We start from the raw sequence: 15,864 nt of genomic DNA, 5'->3' as shown, positions 1-15,864 counted from the left end.
GTGTGGTTGGTGCTTCGCGCGTGGTGACATGGCCGCAGTCCCTTCGATTCAGGTCATCGCCGGTGAGGATCGTCCTCAGCGCCAACCGCTGTACCGATGTTCCCCGAGGCCGTCAACAAGCGATCGGTTGTTGGACGCCCTCTCCCGACAGGCAGTCAGCTGCCATGCTGCAGCTGACTGCCCACCTCACCCACTTGGAGAGCAGAGTGGACCTGAGCGCCACCGGCGAACCCGTCCTCGTGCAGGAAGACACCGAAGTCCACGTCGGCCTCGACCTTCAGTCGGGCACTCTCACCCTCACCCACTCCGGCAAGGACTTCACGGCGTACCACGCCATGGTGGAGTTCGCCTCTGTCCACGGGAAGCCGTGGATAGCGCAGAAGGTCAAGTTCTCGGCCAAGGGGCCGGACGGCAAGTCCGTGGCATTGACCGTGGATCTCCTCAACGACACATGGGACGGTCCCCGGGCTGGCGTCCCCGCCTCGATATGGCAGGTCGTGGCCCTCGCTGCAATCTCCGCCGGAGACGTCGGCATCACCTACGCACCTCCCGGCCGCGACTGAACACGGCCATGGATGCGTTTAGGTGGGGTCGGCGGTCGACGGCTTCCTGGTCCGCTGCCAAGGCGCGGGCATCTCCCCGCCGTCGCCGAGTGCACGGGAGGGCTGGAAGGAGCTGCGGTGCGCGACGCGCAGTCCCTCCTATGACCAGCAGTACGTACGGATGCGGATTGAGGTGGAGCCGTCCAGGTCGACGGACACCTGATAGGCGACCCGGCCGTCTGCCCAGTCCAACCTGGCCATCACGCTGGCCCACCGCCAGCGCCCCTGCGACCACAGCCACAGCGCAGGCGGATCTGTTGAGGGCTCGGCCCTGGGCCGTCCTTTGGGCGCCACGGCCGCGCTGGTACCGGCTCGGCCACCATCCAGATCACTTGTTCGATTGCAAACGTTCGCCGAACCCTTGCAGCCAGGCCCTCTGCTCGCCCTACCCCGGACCGCATCCCGCCCGACCCGGCCGACCTGTGTCCCCGGGTGCACCCGGGCCCCGGCACATCCATGCCGGGGCTGAGCTGCGCAAACATCGCGCGCGCAGCACTCCCGTCAGGATAAAAAGATCGGTCGCCACCGCATCATTTGTAATCGAATGTCTCCCGACGGATGGTAAATTTACTACCCATTGACGCGCGGCGGGATTCGTGACGGCTTCAAATTTACAGCGACAATTGCGGCGGGTGGGCATTGCAAATCAAATCCGCCACAGTTGCGTAATTGGATTTAAAAACGTGCTAACGTAGCGGTCAGCAGTCCACACATGGGAGTGCGCCCCGCATGCCTTCACACCAGCTCACGGGGCGCACCTGGCCAGACGTGGACCCGAGGGCCTGCCCCCTGGCCGGGGCAGGTCCTCAGCGCGTCGTCGCAGGTCAGTCCATCAGTTCTCGCACTACACGAACCGCGTAGTAGACGAGCTGCAGCACTACGACCACCGGTCGAGGCGTGCAGATCAGGACTCGCACGATACGACGACGCTTCATCCCCGCCGGCCTGGGCTTCTCGGGCTCAGGTCCGGGCATACGTCTTGCCACCTCCCTTCAGGTATCAGGACCACCAAGCGGCAGCCCCCCGTCAGGGAACGGGGAACGCGAATAAGCCTACAGCAAAGAACCCGCCCGGAAATGCCACTCTCGGCATGGGTTGGGAGCTGGGGCTTTTCTCCAGCATTTCTTGCAGCGTAAGGTCTGTAAGGTTCCCTATAGAGCCGCAGGTCAGGGTCGGTAAACGGCATGCCCACGTATTAGGGCGCCGTCCGCGCACACCCCCGCTGGTCGGAGGCCGGTGCGGGCCGGGCCCACGAGCTGGGCCCGGTGGCTCAGCGGGACGTCCCGGCCGACCGGTGCGGCACGGGCATCTCGCCGCCCTGACCCGCCTCCCGGGAGACAGGGGACGCGCTGCGATGCGCGACGCGCAGACCCGGATGCGGCCACCAGTACGCCCGGGTCACCATCGCGGTCGAGCCGTCGAGATCCACCAGACCTGATAGGCAACCCGGCCGTCCGCCCAGTCCTGCCGGGCCCGGACCCTGGCCCACCGCCACCGGCCCCGCGACCTCAGCCACCGCGCCGGCGGATCCATCAGAGGCCAGGTCCACACGATAGGGGCTGGCCCATCCTCCGGGCGCCACGGTCGCGCTGTGACTAGCTCCGGAATTCCCTCGTTCACGCGTTCTATTTTAGGTCGGTGTCGCGCCCGGCTTCTTCTTGAGCTGGCTCTGCTGACGCCGCAGCTCACGGATCCGGTCCTGCTCCGCGAACAGCCGCCGGTTCTCCTCCACCAGCGACAGGCGCTTCGGCTTGGCCGCCCGTTCCTTCTGCTTGGCCGCCCGGCGCTCCTTCGTGAACGCCTGCGCCCTTTTCTCGCAGTCCGGGTGTACCGGCTTGCCCCGGCTGGGGCCCTGCTCCCGGCTCACCCCCACCTTGCCCTCGATCAGGTCGGCACACATTGCGCAGACGGCCGGGCCCCGCCGCCGCGGCGCCGGCGACGTCTTCCGCGCCGCCTTCGCCGCCCGGGTCTCCGTCGACCCGTCGGCCCGGGTCACCGTCACCGGCGACGCCGGCGACACGGTGTAGGAGCGCAGGTCGTCCGGAGTCGCCCGGTGCTGCTGCCCCTTCCTGCCCCCGCGTACGGGGATTTTGCTGGTCATGAGCGGAAGCGTAGAGCGCCGGGCACTCGACCCGCGGCAAGAACGACACGACGGTGGGCGGGACCAGTTGGTCCTGCCCACCGTCGCGATGAAGCTCAGAGAAGCTGTGGAGGCTTCCGGGGCGGTGGAACAGCCGGAAGGATCTCCCACAGCGGTCGTCCGCCCCGGACCCACTGCTCCAGCGCCCGCCGGTCGACCAGGTGCAGACGCTGCTGCCGGGCGAACTCGCGGGCGGGCCCGGAGATCCTCCCGTTGGTCACCATCACGACGACGTCGCCGCCGTGCACCGGCCGCCCGGTGCCGTTGAGCGTCTGCAGCTCCGGAGTCCCAACAGCCGAGCCGTCCAGCCCTTTCCTACGGTGCTTGCACTGGATCACCCACATTCGGCCGAACGGATCGTGCCCCTTGACGTCGGCGCCGAGGTCGCCCCGGCCACCGCAGCGCAGCGCGTCACGGGAGCCGTCCCGGGCCAGCAGGTCACGTACGGCGTGCTCGAAGGCGCTGTGGTGCATGGCGTCCAGCTGGCCGAGCGAGTAGGTCAGGCCCTCAATCCGCAGCTGCGCGGACCGCATCTGGTCAACCTTCTGGTAGACCCAGCCCGCGCCTACGAGCAGCACCAGCAGGCCGAGCATGACCAGGACCCACCAGTGCACCCACACCCACTGTCCGACCTTGACCAGCACCAACCCGACGACCACGAGCCCGCCCAGCGCAACGAGCAGATCGTCGTCGCTCTTGCGCCGCCGCCGGCGCGGGCCCACCGCAAGACCCCCACCGCCACCGCGCACAGCCTCCTGCGACCATCCCGGCCTGTGTGATCGGCGCCTTCATATCCCCTGTTCCTGGGCACATTCCCCCCTCGCCTGCAGCTCCCCGCCGCCTTCATGAGAGCACCCGGCGCCGGCAGTCGGCCCGTCGTCAGGATCACCCGACCGAAAATCGGTGGCAGACCCCAACGGGTGCGCACAGTCGAGGAGTTGGTCGCCCTGGATTGTCAGTGCCCCTCGCTACCGTCGAATGTTGCGCCGAGGAACACCCGGCCCCGCCTGGGGGCATTGCCCCCTTTCACCCCCGAGGAGCGCCCGTGACCTACGTACGCCCCCACTACCGCCGCGACGGCACCTACGTCAAAGGCCACAACCGCCGCACCCGACCGCGCACCGCACAGCACCCTACGACACCCCGACGCACCACCCCACGGTCTCGCCCGGTCCCCGCCGGACCGACGACCTACGTCCACCCCTACTACCGCACCGACGGCACCCGCGTGCGCGGGCACCACCGGACCATCAGCCCCCGCACCGTCGCCGTGGCCGCGGGCACCGGAGGCGGATTCCTCCTACTGCTCCTGATCCTGCTGGCCCTGTCCGGCGGACCGGGGACCGGCAGCAAGACACCGGCCGGCACCACGCCGTCGCACTCGGCGTCGACCCCGGCCGCTCACCACGGGTAGGTCTCACCCGCACGAGAAGGGGGCCCGTCAGATCTGACGGGCCCCTTAGGGCAACAAGGGCGGACGCCGCCCCGCCGTCCCGGCCGACAAGACCGACGCCGTACGCACCGCCTACCTGGAAGGCTGGCCGGTCCATCGCCGCCCTCGCCCGCGACCACGGCGTCAGCCGCGGCGCGATCCGCACGGCCCCCGCCGACCTCCTGCCCGACCCCACCGCCATCGAGGAGGACGTCCTGGTGCCGGAGCGGCACGGTCGGCGAGGGGTCAGGCCATGGCGGGGAACATCAGCTGACGGGGGGCGTGCAGTACGTCCAGGACCCGTTCGCGCCAGCGCATCGCCCAGTGCACGCAGTTGGAGCAGCTCTTGTGCTTGCCCTCGCACTGGGGCAGCGGCGCAGACCAGCGGGCGTCGCGCGACCAGGCGAGGGAGTCGGCGGAGGCCAGGTATTCGGCGCAGGATTCGAGTGCCTGGGTCTTCAGACCGAAGCCGTGCAGCCGCAGCCTGGCGGCGGCCACGGTGGCGAGCACGGCTTCGACGTCCTTGACTGACTTGCGGCGGCACACGGAGCCGACCCCGATCAGCGGGTAGTCAGCCAGCCGCACGCCGCGCTTGTCGTACAGGTCCAGGCAGGCTTCGTAGTCGGCTGGCCGCCAGCCCTGCACGGTCGGGATGATGTCGACGCCGGGCTCCTCGGCCATCAGGTCGACGAAGTTGCCCACGGTGCGGTCGATGTGCTCGCGCACCGACAGGCCCGTCTTGGCGATCATGCCGGGCTCGCACATCCAGTCCTGCGGCCCGGCCCAGACCAGCTGGCCGATCTCGTCGCGATACCGGCGCAGCTCCCGGACGTAGGCGTGAGGGCTGACTGTCCAGCCGCCGTGGTCGCCGAGTTCGGAGAAGGCGCCCGAGTCGCACACCCAGGCCTCTGCGGCGCGCGGCAGCGTCGCACGCCCGGCCAGCGTGGAGCGCGAGACGCACATCGGCACGCCCCACGTGGAGAGCCACTTGGCGTGGTGCCCGCCGATCCAGAACATCGGCCCTTCGGCCGGCGAATCGCTCGGCTGGAAGCCAAGACCGTACTCGCAGCGGCAGACGCAGCTGCCCACGGTGCAAAACCCGCAGTCCAGGCACTGGTCGTGGTAGCAGTGGCCGCAGGTGTAGCGGACGGCGGGCGTGCACCTGCACGTTTCAGTGTCTACCGGCGGCGTCAGCCTCCGGGAGGGTGAGGCAGTCAGTACAGCGTTCACGGGAGAGTCCTTCGAGTTGGTGAGCGGAGCCGGGCTCGGGGTTGCCGCCCCGAGCCCGGCAGGGCGGATCAGTGGGGGAGGGGGTCGCCGGTCTGGCCGTGGCACGTCACGGTGAAGGCGGGATCGGCACACCGGGCCGCGAGCTGGGAGCCGCTCCAGTCCTCGGCCTTGACGGACTGCACCAGGTGCCCGACGGGACACAGGACCAGGACCCGGCTGTAGGAGGTGCTGCGTACGACCGGAGGACCGCCGTGGGGCAGAGGCCCGGGGCGCTCGGACAGCTGGCCGAGCACCTCGGCGGCCCGCTCCTCGCAGACCTCGAACAGGCCGAACTCGTCCTCGGCTGCGTCCACGCGGCGGTGAGCGTCGGCAGCTGCGGTTCGCGCCCGGTACACCTCGGCCAGCGCGTAGGCGGCCTGACGCTCACGGGCGACGGCGAACAGCGGCTCCATCTGTGCGCGCTGCTCCAGCAGAACCTTGGCAGCGGCCTCCGCGATCTTCGGGCGGACCGCCCGGACGGACGCGAGGGAGGCGTCCTGGTTGCACAGGACCCGGACCAGCTCCCACTGCTCGCCGGCGACCTGCTTGAAGGTGGCGGTGAAGGTCAGCGGGATACGGAAGTGGGTTGCGACGCGCACGGCGACTCCCAGCAGCGGACCAGGAGCGACGGAGTCGGAGAACTTGGGGCAGAGCGTGAACAGGGCGGGCCGGCCGCCGACCAGGCCCGGGACCCGGAGTTCGGGGAGACCAGCGCTGTGGTCGTAGGCGGCGGATGGATGCGCGGTCGGATCGGGGGAGTTCACGAGGGAGCCTCCTGGGTGGCTGCGGTCGGGTTGGTGGGCGGTCGGCCCGGGGTTGCCGCCCCGGACCGGCCGTGGGGGAAACGGGGAGCGCCGCGGGTGTCGGCGCCCGCGTCAGGTCTCCGCGCTGGGCGGGGTGCCGCGCTGCCATGGGCCGAGGACGGCCCGCGGCTCGCGCACCCCTCGTCGGCGTTCGCCGCGCGCGGCCAGAAGCAGATCGAGGATCCGCCGGCCTTTGACCTCTGCCTGGTGGCGCAGGGCTGCGGGCACCTGAGTGGGGAGGATCACCCGCTTCGCCCGCAGGTCGATCTCCAGCGTGACGGTGCGCACCAGGGGGCAGGCATTCTCCTGGCCGGCGTGCAGGTGCAGCCGCGCCTCGACCCGGTGGTCGAGGGGGGTGAGCTGTACGTACTCGTTGCCCCAGGCGCGGTCCTCGACGTCGGGAGAGATCCGCACCCGGGCGGGCACCGTGCGGCCGGTGGGCACTTCGCGGTCGTTGAGCGGGGCGGTGGGGTCCTTCTCCCGGCGGGTCACGTGCTCATGGAAGGGGTACCAGCCGGGCCCGTAAACGACGGCTTGGGCATCCAAGACGTACGCCCAGTCGCCGAGTTCCAGCTTCACGCCGTACGAGTAGCGCTCGTTCCACGGGGCGACGTAAAGGTCCAGGGACGGGATTTCGTGGGACGGCGGAGCCGGGTCGCGGTGGGGGAGGGCGGGCAGGTCGGCGGGGGAGAACGCCGTGCGGGTGTTGCCCAACTCGTCCGGGCCGTGCGCGCCGTCGCTCGCCACCTTGCGGACCAGGCGGGGGACCGCACGGTCTTGCACGGTGACGCGCAGGGCGACAGCCGAGCCCTCGACGGCGATCAGCTCCTGGAGCTCCCAGTCCGGCCGGGCCGCGCGCAGATGGTGTTGGACATCGCGCAGCGCTTGGGAGATACGGCGGCCGAGCGGGTCTTCCGGGTCCGGGCCGAGGGTCGCGGGCAGGACGAGGGCGGCGTCCGGGTGCCACTGGTCGGACAGGACCTGCCACGGCCCGGGCTCCAGCAGGGAGGTGACCTCGCTGGCGAGCTGCCCAGCCTCAGTCAGCTCGTGCAGGACGGTGGCGGTGAGGCGGGCGGTGGACGGTGCGTCCCACGGGCCGCCCAGAACCAGGCTGAGCCCGCTGCCCGGGCTGCCCAAAATGGCGCTGAGTCTCCTGCCCTCCAGCCAGGCCTCCGCATGCCCGAACCGCACGAACAGCCCCGGCTCACCGGCCCGTCGGAAGGGAGCGCCAGTGGTGAGTAGACGGGCAACGCTCTCCAGGGGCGGATGGGCGTCGCGGGCGTCAGGCAGGGTCGGGGCATAGCGGGCGACCGCGTCAAGGATGCGCGACGTGATGGCGGGCGGGGTGTGCGCGCTGATGCGCGCGGTGCAGATTCGGGCGGGGCCGGTGGGTGACGGCGCGAACAGGGCGGCCTCAAGCTGGCCGTGCAGCTCGCGTGTGCGCAGGGCCAGCCGGTAGCCGCCGGGCAGGTCGGCGCAGGTGCGGTCTCGGCCGTGCAGCTGGTGTTCGACGATGGTGTCGGAGATGGAGTAGGTCGGCGAGGCGGGCTCGAACTCGTACATGGCACAGGCCTCCAACGGCGGCAGTCGGAGCAGTGTGAGCGGGGCGGTCAGCGGGTGATGCGGGCCCGGGCGCGGTCGGCCTGGGCGTGGACGGCATCGGCGTGCGCGGCGGCGCGCACCTGGCCGACCCACTCGGCGGCACGCTGTGCCAGCCCGGCGAGGCGGACGAGGGCGGCGTCCTGGTGGCGGCGGGCGCGGTCCATCAGCGCTGCGTGCTCGGCGGTCAGCTCCTCGGCGGCGTATGCGGCGATCGCTTCCGCCCCGTGGCGGCGGGTGACACGTCCGAAGGGGCAGGAGCCTTCTTCCTGCTCGATGACAGCGAGGTCGGCGGCTGGCCAGCCGGTGGCCTCGTCGCGCGGGCCGAGCTGGATGTCGAGCACGCACACCGCGTCCGGATCGTGCAGGCCGTCAGCCTGGTAGCGGATGTGCGGCCGGGGCACGGGGCGGGTCTGGCGCTCGGTGTGCACGCGCCACAGTTCGGGGGAGGGGTCCTCTTCGTCGTGGTGGAGGCGGTGAAGGTAGGAGAGAAGGGCGGGCAGTTGCCAGGCGGGGGTGCCGAACGGCACGGCCGGCATGGCGAGCCCGGTGCGGGCGATCAGGCCTGTGTGGTTGCTGACGGCGGCCTGGGCGACGAACAGAGGGGCGCGGAGGCGGAGTTCGGAGCGGAGCATGGCGAGGCCTTCCGGGCGAGCAGCGCGCAGAGAGGGGGAAGGAGGAGGGGGCCCGGGCCGGACCGGTCAGGTCCGGCCCGGGCAGCAGGTCAGGACGCGTCCTCGGAGTTCTCGGCGCTCGCGCCGTCAGGGGTGTCCTCGGAATCCTCGTCGGTCTGGCCGTCGGTGCCAGCGGCCTCCGGCTCGCCCTCCTGGTAGGGCTCGTCGTCGACGATGGCCTGTTCGACGCTGGAGAGCGGGTAGCCGATCTCGGCGAGGAAGGACAGCCACGTGCGGGCGTCCTCGCGGATCTCCCGCAGCTCGTACACCGACGAGCGGGCGGCGCTGTCGGTGCGCCAGGTCCGCCCCTCGCCCATCCGCTTCTCGAACGACGCGGCCAGCACCGCGAAGTTCAGCAGGGTGAGCTTGGCCGGGGACGCCGACTTGGCGCGCTCAGCCGGGTTGTCGTAGCCGGTCAGCTCCTTGACCAGGTCACGGCGGCCCGCGTCGCCCACCCACTGAGCCACCGGCTTGGGGCAGCAAAGGAGCTGCTCGGTGACGAACGCGGCGAGCGGCTTCGGCGCGGTCTTGCGGCCGATCAGGTCCTTCAGCCACCCCTGGCGAGCCTTCTCAGCGGCGCGGTAGGCCTTGTTGCCCGCCTTGACGTACTCGCGGGACGGCTTCGAAGGCTTGGTCTCACGCGCCGCCTGCGGCTGCTCCTGGGCCCGGTCGCCATCTGCCTCGGGGGCGTCCGCCTGGGGCGGGCGGTGGCCGAAGCGGTCCGGGTCGATGCAGAAGTACTCGACCTCGCCCGGCTCGCGGGGGTTCTCGGCCCAGGCCGCCACGTGGCCGGGGCAGGCGGCGTGCGCCTCGCTGCTCAGGGGCTCGCCGTCCGGGCCGGCCAGCTCGCTGAGCGGTTCGGCGGTCTGCGGAAGATCGCCGTCCTCGACCAGCCGCACCCCCGCCTCTTCCAGCTGCGGGCGGACCTGCTCGCGGGCGAGCCGCTCGGCGCGGTCGTCACGCTCCCACTGCACCTGGAACTCAAAGCGGTTCTTGGCGTAGGCCTCCAGCAACCGCTCTACGGCGGCCGGGTCGTCGTCGAACTCGCCCAGCATAGCGAGTACTTCGAGGTCGAGGTCGTATGCACCGGCGCCTGCGAGCAGGGAACGGGTCCGCTCGCCGACTGCCTTGGCGGTCCTGACTGCGTGGGAGACCTCGGTGCGGGACCGGCCGGTGAGCTGGGCTACCCGCGCCTGCTTCATGCCCGCGTCGACCGCGCCGAACAGGGCGTCGGCCTGTTCCAGCTCCGTCAGACCTCGGCGGTAGTCGTCGTCGTTCTCGATGAGCTGGTCGATGAAATCCTCGCCCGCCTCGCGCAGGGAGGGATCGAGCACATACGCGGGGACCTCGATCGCGTCCCGGTCTTCCTCGCTGTGCTTGGTGGCCCGGGCGGCGTGGTAGCGCCGGTGGCCCATCTTCAGTTCGTAGGCGTCCTCGCCGAGCGGGAGGACCACCACGGGGACCTTCACGCCGTTGGCCGCGATGGACTTGAGGAACTCCTCGTCCAGATTGAGGTCCTGGCGGACGTTGTTCTCGTTGACGCGGATCTGGCCGAGACGCAGGGTGACCCGCTGCATCGGTGCCGTTGTTGTTGCGGTTGCGCTCACGGATTGCTCCTCGTGTGGTCGGGTTGGCGCCGAGCAAGTTGCCGCTTGCTCTCAATAATCAATTATACGCGCTTTGGGGGTGAGGACAAGACCCTTTACGCCTGGTCGTCGGCGGTGTGGTGCTGGCGGATCGCTTCCGCGATGGCCTCGGCGAGCGCCTCGATCCCCTCGGGCGTATGCACCTCGCGGAACGAGGCGATCTCGCCGGTAGGGTCGAGGTTCGCCCACAGACACAGTTCGTCGTAGTCGTCGACGCAGAGCGTGTACGTGTCGGCGTCGGGGGCGTCCAGGCGGCCGTAGGTCTCCCAGGTCCCGGCGCCGGCCGTCCAGTCGCCCCCAAGGATCTCGGCGACACGAGCAGCCACGCTTGCGGGGGTGGTCATGGACTTGGGTCCTCTCGGGTAGCGGGCCCGGGAGCGTTGCGCCCCCGGGGCCGGCGGCGTCCATCGGTCGGGTCAGCGCAGGCGATGCACTGACGGGCGGTGCTGCCGTTATTGGTGTCGCAGTCGCGGTACTTGCGGATCGTCGCGGCCATGGCGGTCCTCCGAGTGCTTGATCGGGGGGGGGGCGCATGAGTTGCCGCTGGGTAGCCCCTCGGCGGGCACGGGCAGGACACCGGCCAGGGCCGACCATGACGGCGACCGGAAACCCCGACCACGGGTCATATCTGGGTTACGCCGTGACCCGAGGGGCGGGCAGTGCCCGGTGCCCTCGGGCGGCGGGGTTCAGTCCTCGTCGGGCTGCATGATGGTGATCACGGGCTCGCCCCGGTCGCCGGGACCGATCGCGCAGACGAGCTGGACCGGCCGGGCCTGCGTGGTACGGCCGTCGCGCGGAACCCGCAGCAACTCGACGGTGACCCGGTCTCCGCTCCCGTCGCTGCGCCGGATCGCGTGGTAGCTCATGGACAGCACGTCCCACAGGCGGCCACGCTCGTCCTGCGGCACCTGCCGCTCGCTGTCGCCGTCGTTCCAGGCCACGCAGCCCTCCCATACGGCGCTGGTGAGGGCGACCGGGACGCGGAAGCCGGCCTCCCGGGTCAAGTCGGCGTCGGCGGCCACCAGAACGCCGTCGGCCAGGGCTTGAGCGCGGGTGTAGGCGTGGATGATCTCGCCCGGGTCGGCCAGGGGGACGGACCGCATGGCGTCGTCGCTGACGTCGGGGTCGCCGGTCACGGCGGCGTCGTGCAGCACCGAATCGATGCGCGACAGCACGTCATCCTCGCGCGCCGCGCGTCGGGATACCGGCTGCTGCGGCGGGGAGCTGGGGCCGGTGGGCGAGTTGGCGGCGGCCTCCTCGGCCATCGAGGCGTGCACCGCGAGCATCGTCGCCAGGCCGTTCGCCCTCTCCGTGTCCCCGGCGGTCTTGGCCTGGGCGCGCTTCTGCTCGAACTCGTCCCGGATCTGCTCGTGGCTGTAGCCCTGAGCGAGCTTGACACGCACAGTCTTGCCCACGAGATCGACTGCCTGGGCGGGCAGATGGCCGGGCAGGCTGCCGCGCTCCTCGGCTGCCCGCCTCCGGCGCGTGACGGTGCGGGCCGCGCGGTGGTCCTGCGCTGCGGCCGGGCTGGACTTCCCGGCGCGGCCGGCGTGGGCAGTGGCCATCTCGGACGTCTCGGGCGCCTCGACGGCCAGGGTGTAGAACTCGTTCGAGTGGACGTGGACGGTCCATTTCTGCCCGGGGGTGTCCTCGGTGAGCCGGGCCCGCGGCTCGGCCTCCCATGCCTCGAAGGCGCGTGCCGGGTCGACCGGCACCATGTTGCCGGTCGAGGCGTCGTAGGCGCGGCAGGACTGGGCGGCTGCACGGATCTGTGCAACCCGGTTGGTCCAGTTCCGGCGGATCGTGGTCATCGTGCGTCCTCCTGTAGGAGTTGGTGACGCCAGCGAGTTGCCGCTTGCTAGCGAAATCAAAAATACTCTTTCGGGGTGGAAGGTTCAAGCCCCCGGTCGTATCAGTCGGCCCCGAAGACACAGTCATCGTTGACCGTGATCCGGACCGGGATCGTTCCGTCTGGGCTGACCAGGTCGCCGGGAACCTCGCCGGTGTCCAGATGGATGGCCACCACCAGGCCTTCACTGCGCTTCCAGTAGGCATAGACCTGTGTCCCCCCGGTCTCCAGGCACGGCAGCGTCGACCGGTCCTTGCGGCGTGGGTGCAGAAACCGCGCACGCCGGTTCAGCGTGTCCGCGCGGCGCTGGCTCATCCGCATAGCTGTTCCTCCTCCAAGGGGGGCCGGGCCGGGCAGCCACACCCGGTACCGGCCCAGGTGGTTGTGTGGTGTGTGTCAAGACGGGAGTTGGCGGCCTTCGCCTGCTTGGCTGCCACGCTTCGCGTTCGGCGCGCCGGTAGGCCTCGACCTCCTCGGCCCGGCCGTCCGGCGTCCAGTCATGCGTCAGCCGGTCAGGAACCCAGTCCCGCACTGACCGGCTGCGGTCCCGGCCGCGCTGCACCAACGCGCGGCCCTCCTCGACGGCGCGCCATGCGATGCCCTCGGCGGCCGTCTGGCCGTAGCGGGTCAGCGCGGCGCCGTCCCAGCGGGACCCCGGGCGGTGAGCCGCCACACGCAGCCCTGGACGGCTTCCCGGCCCCTGAGGGGCGGTGAGTAGCAGGGCGCAGTGTCCGGGCTGCGTCTCGACGGTGGGGGCCCATCCCGCCGCCTCGGCCTGGGCGGTGAGGCGGCCCAGGTTGCGGGGCCGGTCGGCGGTGGGGGCGGTGGGCGCCGGCGCTTCGGCAGGGGCCGGGGCCGGCTCTGGGGCAGCGGGGCGCGGGCTGCTGGCGCGGCGCGTGGTCGTGGCCATGTCTGAGCTCTTGCTCGGGTTGGTGCCGGGTGAGCTGCCGCTCACACCGGGAGGCAGTGGGGCTCCCGCCCGGGCCGGTCAGGCGACCGGCCCGGGCGGGGTGGTGCTCAGTTGCGGCGGTTCCGTGGCCGGTTGTCCCGGGGTGCGGTGCGGCTGGTGCTTCCGCTGCCGCGCTGGGCCTCGGCCTGGGGGCGGGGCACCCGCTCGGCCTGCCGGTACTCGACGCACGGTTCCGGGGTCAGCGGCGTACCGGTGACGGGCTCGACGCTGTACGCCTGCCGGATCTCGTTCGCCGTGAGCGGCCGAAGCCAGAAGTTGCCGATCCTCCAGCCGCGTACCGATTCCGAGCCGTCGGGCGCGAAGGTCCGCACGACCAGTCCGCCCGTGGCGCCCTCGCTCATGGCCGCTGCGAGCACAGCGCACACGCGCACGGCTTCGGCCTCGTTGATCACGACGCCGTCTCCGAGCACGGTAAGCCGCTGGCCTTCGATGAGCTCGCCATGCGGGGTGCTGGCGCTGGCCACCATGTGGTGTGTCCCGTCGCCGAGAACCGAGTCCAGGAGCGACAGGTACGCGTCGGCGGCGCGGTCGAGCAACGCATGCGCGGTCTCGACGGCGGTGCTCATCTCCTCGTCCGTCACGTCGTCACTGACGGGCGCGGGCGTCCACCGCATCGCGTCCATGCCGAGATCCCCGCTCGGTTCCTCGTACTGCCCCTCAAGGGCCTGCCGGATGTGGTTCTGGTACTCGCTCATGTCCCCTGCCTTGGGTGGTTGAGTTGGCGGCAGGTGAGTTGCCGCTCACCCGCAGAATCAATAATACGCTCTCGTGGAGGGGCGTCAAGCCCCAATCACCCCCCGGGGAGTGCCGACTTAGGGCGACTCGACCGCCCGCACTGTCGTACGGAAGAACATGTTCCGGGCCAGACTGAACATGACCCGCTGAATCTTGCCGGTGCTCTCGTGCTTGCCGTAGATCTCGACGGCGGCCAACTCGTCGTCCTCGTAGGTCACCTGCAACACCATGCCTTCCCACACCTCCGGCCACGGTGCGGGCTGGTTCGCCGTCCTCGGGCGTGCGAGTCCGGCCAGACTCCGCGTCGGGCGGCGCTCGATCCTCACTCGCTGCCCCCGGCTGATCGGTCCTGTGACGGCCATGCTGTCCCCTCCTGTACTGGCTGTCGCTTGGGAGGGTGGGGCGATCGGTGGCCGCCCCACCCTGGGACCGTCACCGCGTCCGGCCTGCCCGCTGCTCCTCGGCGGCCGTCAACAGCTCGTTGACCCCGTGACGGGCATGGTCAGCGCGTACACGCTCGGCCACCTCGTCGGCGGACGGCAGTCCGAACCCCCCGTCAAGGGCCAGTACTTCGTACGCCTCGCGCCACCCGCGCACCTGGCACTCGACGGCGGCGCGGGACGCACACGCGATGGTGAGTCCTCCCACCGTCACGGACAGTGCGCCGATCCCGTCCGGGCTGACTGCCGCGCTGCGGGCCCGGACCTTGGCACGCCGGGGCGCGTCGTCCAGGACCACAAACGAATTGATGGTGAGTTCGGGTTCGTGCAATTCGCCTGCGTCGACCTGCTCGGGGAAAATCCTGTCGAGCATCGCGGCTGCCTCACACCAGCCTTCCCACCAAACCCGCGCGGCGGTAGGGTGCCGGAATTCGATGATTGCCGTGGGGATCTTGAGAAGGGGAATGAGCGTCAGACCGATATGCGCGTCGGTCTCATGCTCTCCGGCAAGGTGGATCGTGAGACGGCTTACCGCGTCAACGGTTTCCGTGTCCAAGGGAGCTCCTCTGTTGGTGATTGAGCCTGAGTCAGGTTGCCGCCTGAACTCAGAATCAATAATACACTCCATGGGGGTGGTGGGAACCAGAAACGCGCCGAAACCTGCAACAACTCCTGCGTCTTCTCCTGCGGATACTCCTGCGCCTTCTCTTGCGACATCTCTTGCACAAGCCCCTCAGGGAGGGGCCACGTATCCGCAGGTCAACCACGGTTTCTGTGCATGGTCAGGGGTCTGACATCCCCTCTGCTGCCACTTACCCCGCGCCCGTTGAAGGAGAGTGAGGAAATAGGGTTGGTGTGTAGGGGGGCGGCTTCGGGGATTGGGGGTGGGGTGGTGTGTGGTTGCGCGTCGGCCGGGGCCGCCGCGCTGCCAGCAACCGCCGCAGTGCGGGGGTGGGTGTGGGTGGGGGAGGGCCAAGCCAGCTACCGGCGCCCAGCTCTCCCACCCTCTCCACCCCCGGCCACCCCTGCCCCCGCACCCCGGGACCCTCCACACCCCTTCATCCCTCTGCCGTCCCCGGCCTGCCGGAGGCAGGCCAACCCCCCACCCGCTTAACGTGGTTTTGGGGCCCCGAAACCACTCACCCCGGTATTCCGTGGTGTATTCTCATTCCTGGAATAGCAACGACATATCCCTACCCATAAGGGAATCGGAGCTTCCCCAAAAAACCACCCTCACAAGCTACCTGAAAGCCCCCCAACCCACCCGCCCACAAAACCAGCCCCAGCGTGCCGAAGGCACGTCCCACCCGCAGGGGTCGGGTCTGGTTAGCGTGTGGAGTGGCGGCGCGTCAGGGACTTGAATGGCTCAGCGAGCATCGGCCCGGCCATGGGTGGTTGGAGGGTGTCTCGTGTTCCCGCCAACGGTACATGCTGCATCAGTCTGATGCAGCATGTACACCGGAACCCGACACGAACGAGTGCCCTCACCCCTCGTAGCCAGCCCGGCCCGCGCCAGCGGGCCCCAAGGTTCTGGAGGCGCAGCCGGAAGGACCGTCAGGCAGGGGAGCGCAGCGGACCTGCCAGCCAGGCTGGAGCGAAGCGGAAGCCTGGCAGAGGGACGAAGTCCCTCCGGGCCGGGAGCGCAGCGGACGGCCCGTCACCGAGCCTGCGCAGCAGGCTCGGTGAGCGGGTGGCGCAGCCACCC

The 15,864-nt window shown here is 70.4% G+C and carries 15 protein-coding genes; 2 read left to right on the top strand and 13 right to left on the bottom strand.

What is annotated here, in order from left to right:
- The first annotated feature begins 164 nt into the window (after window positions 1–164).
- Window positions 165–563: a hypothetical protein gene (locus ACZ5CZ_RS33320; protein ID WP_468948181.1), complete on the top strand. Its 399-nt coding sequence runs from the start codon at window positions 165–167 to the stop codon at window positions 561–563.
- A gap of 1,669 nt (window positions 564–2,232) precedes the next feature.
- Here the strand turns inward: ACZ5CZ_RS33320 and ACZ5CZ_RS33315 are convergent.
- Both ACZ5CZ_RS33315 and ACZ5CZ_RS33310 read right to left on the bottom strand, forming a co-directional pair.
- A complete protein-coding gene (locus ACZ5CZ_RS33315) occupies window positions 2,233–2,703 on the bottom strand; it encodes a hypothetical protein (protein WP_468948179.1) in 471 nt (156 codons plus the stop codon).
- Between the two features lie 95 nt (window positions 2,704–2,798).
- Complete coding sequence (locus tag ACZ5CZ_RS33310; protein ID WP_468948177.1) at window positions 2,799–3,464, bottom strand: restriction endonuclease; 666 nt, start codon at window positions 3,462–3,464, stop codon at window positions 2,799–2,801.
- Window positions 3,465–3,787: 323 nt separating this feature from the next.
- On the opposite strand from ACZ5CZ_RS33310, the gene ACZ5CZ_RS33305 reads away from it, so the two are divergent.
- Complete coding sequence (locus tag ACZ5CZ_RS33305) at window positions 3,788–4,156, top strand: hypothetical protein (protein WP_468948176.1); 369 nt, start codon at window positions 3,788–3,790, stop codon at window positions 4,154–4,156.
- 264 nt (window positions 4,157–4,420) lie between these two features.
- Here the strand turns inward: ACZ5CZ_RS33305 and ACZ5CZ_RS33300 are convergent, their stop codons facing one another.
- The 11 genes from ACZ5CZ_RS33300 to ACZ5CZ_RS33250 form a co-directional block, all read right to left on the bottom strand.
- Complete coding sequence (locus ACZ5CZ_RS33300; RefSeq protein WP_468948175.1) at window positions 4,421–5,191, bottom strand: deazapurine DNA modification protein DpdA family protein; 771 nt, start codon at window positions 5,189–5,191, stop codon at window positions 4,421–4,423.
- Window positions 5,192–5,472: 281 nt separating this feature from the next.
- Window positions 5,473–6,207 (bottom strand): hypothetical protein, encoded by a 735-nt coding sequence (locus ACZ5CZ_RS33295; RefSeq protein ID WP_468948174.1) that lies wholly within the window; start codon window positions 6,205–6,207, stop codon window positions 5,473–5,475.
- A gap of 111 nt (window positions 6,208–6,318) precedes the next feature.
- Window positions 6,319–7,809: a hypothetical protein gene (locus ACZ5CZ_RS33290; protein ID WP_468948172.1), complete on the bottom strand. Its 1,491-nt coding sequence runs from the start codon at window positions 7,807–7,809 to the stop codon at window positions 6,319–6,321.
- Between the two features lie 47 nt (window positions 7,810–7,856).
- A complete protein-coding gene (locus tag ACZ5CZ_RS33285; RefSeq protein WP_468948170.1) occupies window positions 7,857–8,480 on the bottom strand; it encodes a hypothetical protein in 624 nt (207 codons plus the stop codon).
- 89 nt (window positions 8,481–8,569) lie between these two features.
- Complete coding sequence (locus ACZ5CZ_RS33280) at window positions 8,570–10,126, bottom strand: ParB/RepB/Spo0J family partition protein (RefSeq protein ID WP_468948168.1); 1,557 nt, start codon at window positions 10,124–10,126, stop codon at window positions 8,570–8,572.
- 95 nt (window positions 10,127–10,221) lie between these two features.
- Window positions 10,222–10,509, bottom strand: a complete 288-nt coding sequence (locus ACZ5CZ_RS33275; protein ID WP_468948166.1) for a hypothetical protein — start codon at window positions 10,507–10,509, stop codon at window positions 10,222–10,224.
- 342 nt (window positions 10,510–10,851) lie between these two features.
- A complete protein-coding gene (locus tag ACZ5CZ_RS33270; RefSeq protein ID WP_468948164.1) occupies window positions 10,852–11,976 on the bottom strand; it encodes a DUF6573 family protein in 1,125 nt (374 codons plus the stop codon).
- 101 nt (window positions 11,977–12,077) lie between these two features.
- Entirely contained in the window at window positions 12,078–12,329 is a 252-nt protein-coding gene (locus tag ACZ5CZ_RS33265) for a hypothetical protein (protein ID WP_468948163.1), read from the bottom strand.
- A gap of 702 nt (window positions 12,330–13,031) precedes the next feature.
- The gene (locus ACZ5CZ_RS33260) at window positions 13,032–13,679 is read right to left on the bottom strand and encodes a hypothetical protein (RefSeq protein WP_468948161.1); all 648 of its coding nucleotides are present in this window, start codon (window positions 13,677–13,679) and stop codon (window positions 13,032–13,034) included.
- A gap of 117 nt (window positions 13,680–13,796) precedes the next feature.
- Complete coding sequence (locus ACZ5CZ_RS33255) at window positions 13,797–13,949, bottom strand: hypothetical protein (RefSeq protein WP_468948160.1); 153 nt, start codon at window positions 13,947–13,949, stop codon at window positions 13,797–13,799.
- A 202-nt stretch (window positions 13,950–14,151) separates the two neighbouring features.
- Window positions 14,152–14,715 (bottom strand): hypothetical protein, encoded by a 564-nt coding sequence (locus ACZ5CZ_RS33250; RefSeq protein WP_468948158.1) that lies wholly within the window; start codon window positions 14,713–14,715, stop codon window positions 14,152–14,154.
- Window positions 14,716–15,864: the final 1,149 nt, after the last annotated feature.

This window comes from Streptomyces sp. NPDC031418, from assembly GCF_055581605.1.
Note: the sequence above shows the minus strand (reverse complement) of the source record. Positions and strands in the feature narration are given on the sequence as shown.

Excerpts from the sequence above, each read along its gene's own strand:
- ACZ5CZ_RS33320 (WP_468948181.1), top strand. The coding sequence starts at position 165 with ATGCTGCAGCTGACTGCCCACCTCACCCACTTGGAGAGCAGAGTGGAC.
- ACZ5CZ_RS33315 (WP_468948179.1), bottom strand. The coding sequence starts at position 2,703 with ATGACCAGCAAAATCCCCGTACGCGGGGGCAGGAAGGGGCAGCAGCAC.
- ACZ5CZ_RS33300 (WP_468948175.1), bottom strand. The coding sequence starts at position 5,191 with ATGTTCTGGATCGGCGGGCACCACGCCAAGTGGCTCTCCACGTGGGGC.
- ACZ5CZ_RS33290 (WP_468948172.1), bottom strand. The coding sequence starts at position 7,809 with ATGTACGAGTTCGAGCCCGCCTCGCCGACCTACTCCATCTCCGACACC.
- ACZ5CZ_RS33285 (WP_468948170.1), bottom strand. The coding sequence starts at position 8,480 with ATGCTCCGCTCCGAACTCCGCCTCCGCGCCCCTCTGTTCGTCGCCCAG.
- ACZ5CZ_RS33275 (WP_468948166.1), bottom strand. The coding sequence starts at position 10,509 with ATGACCACCCCCGCAAGCGTGGCTGCTCGTGTCGCCGAGATCCTTGGG.
- ACZ5CZ_RS33270 (WP_468948164.1), bottom strand. The coding sequence starts at position 11,976 with ATGACCACGATCCGCCGGAACTGGACCAACCGGGTTGCACAGATCCGT.
- ACZ5CZ_RS33265 (WP_468948163.1), bottom strand. The coding sequence starts at position 12,329 with ATGAGCCAGCGCCGCGCGGACACGCTGAACCGGCGTGCGCGGTTTCTG.
- ACZ5CZ_RS33260 (WP_468948161.1), bottom strand. The coding sequence starts at position 13,679 with ATGAGCGAGTACCAGAACCACATCCGGCAGGCCCTTGAGGGGCAGTAC.
- ACZ5CZ_RS33255 (WP_468948160.1), bottom strand. The coding sequence starts at position 13,949 with ATGGTGTTGCAGGTGACCTACGAGGACGACGAGTTGGCCGCCGTCGAG.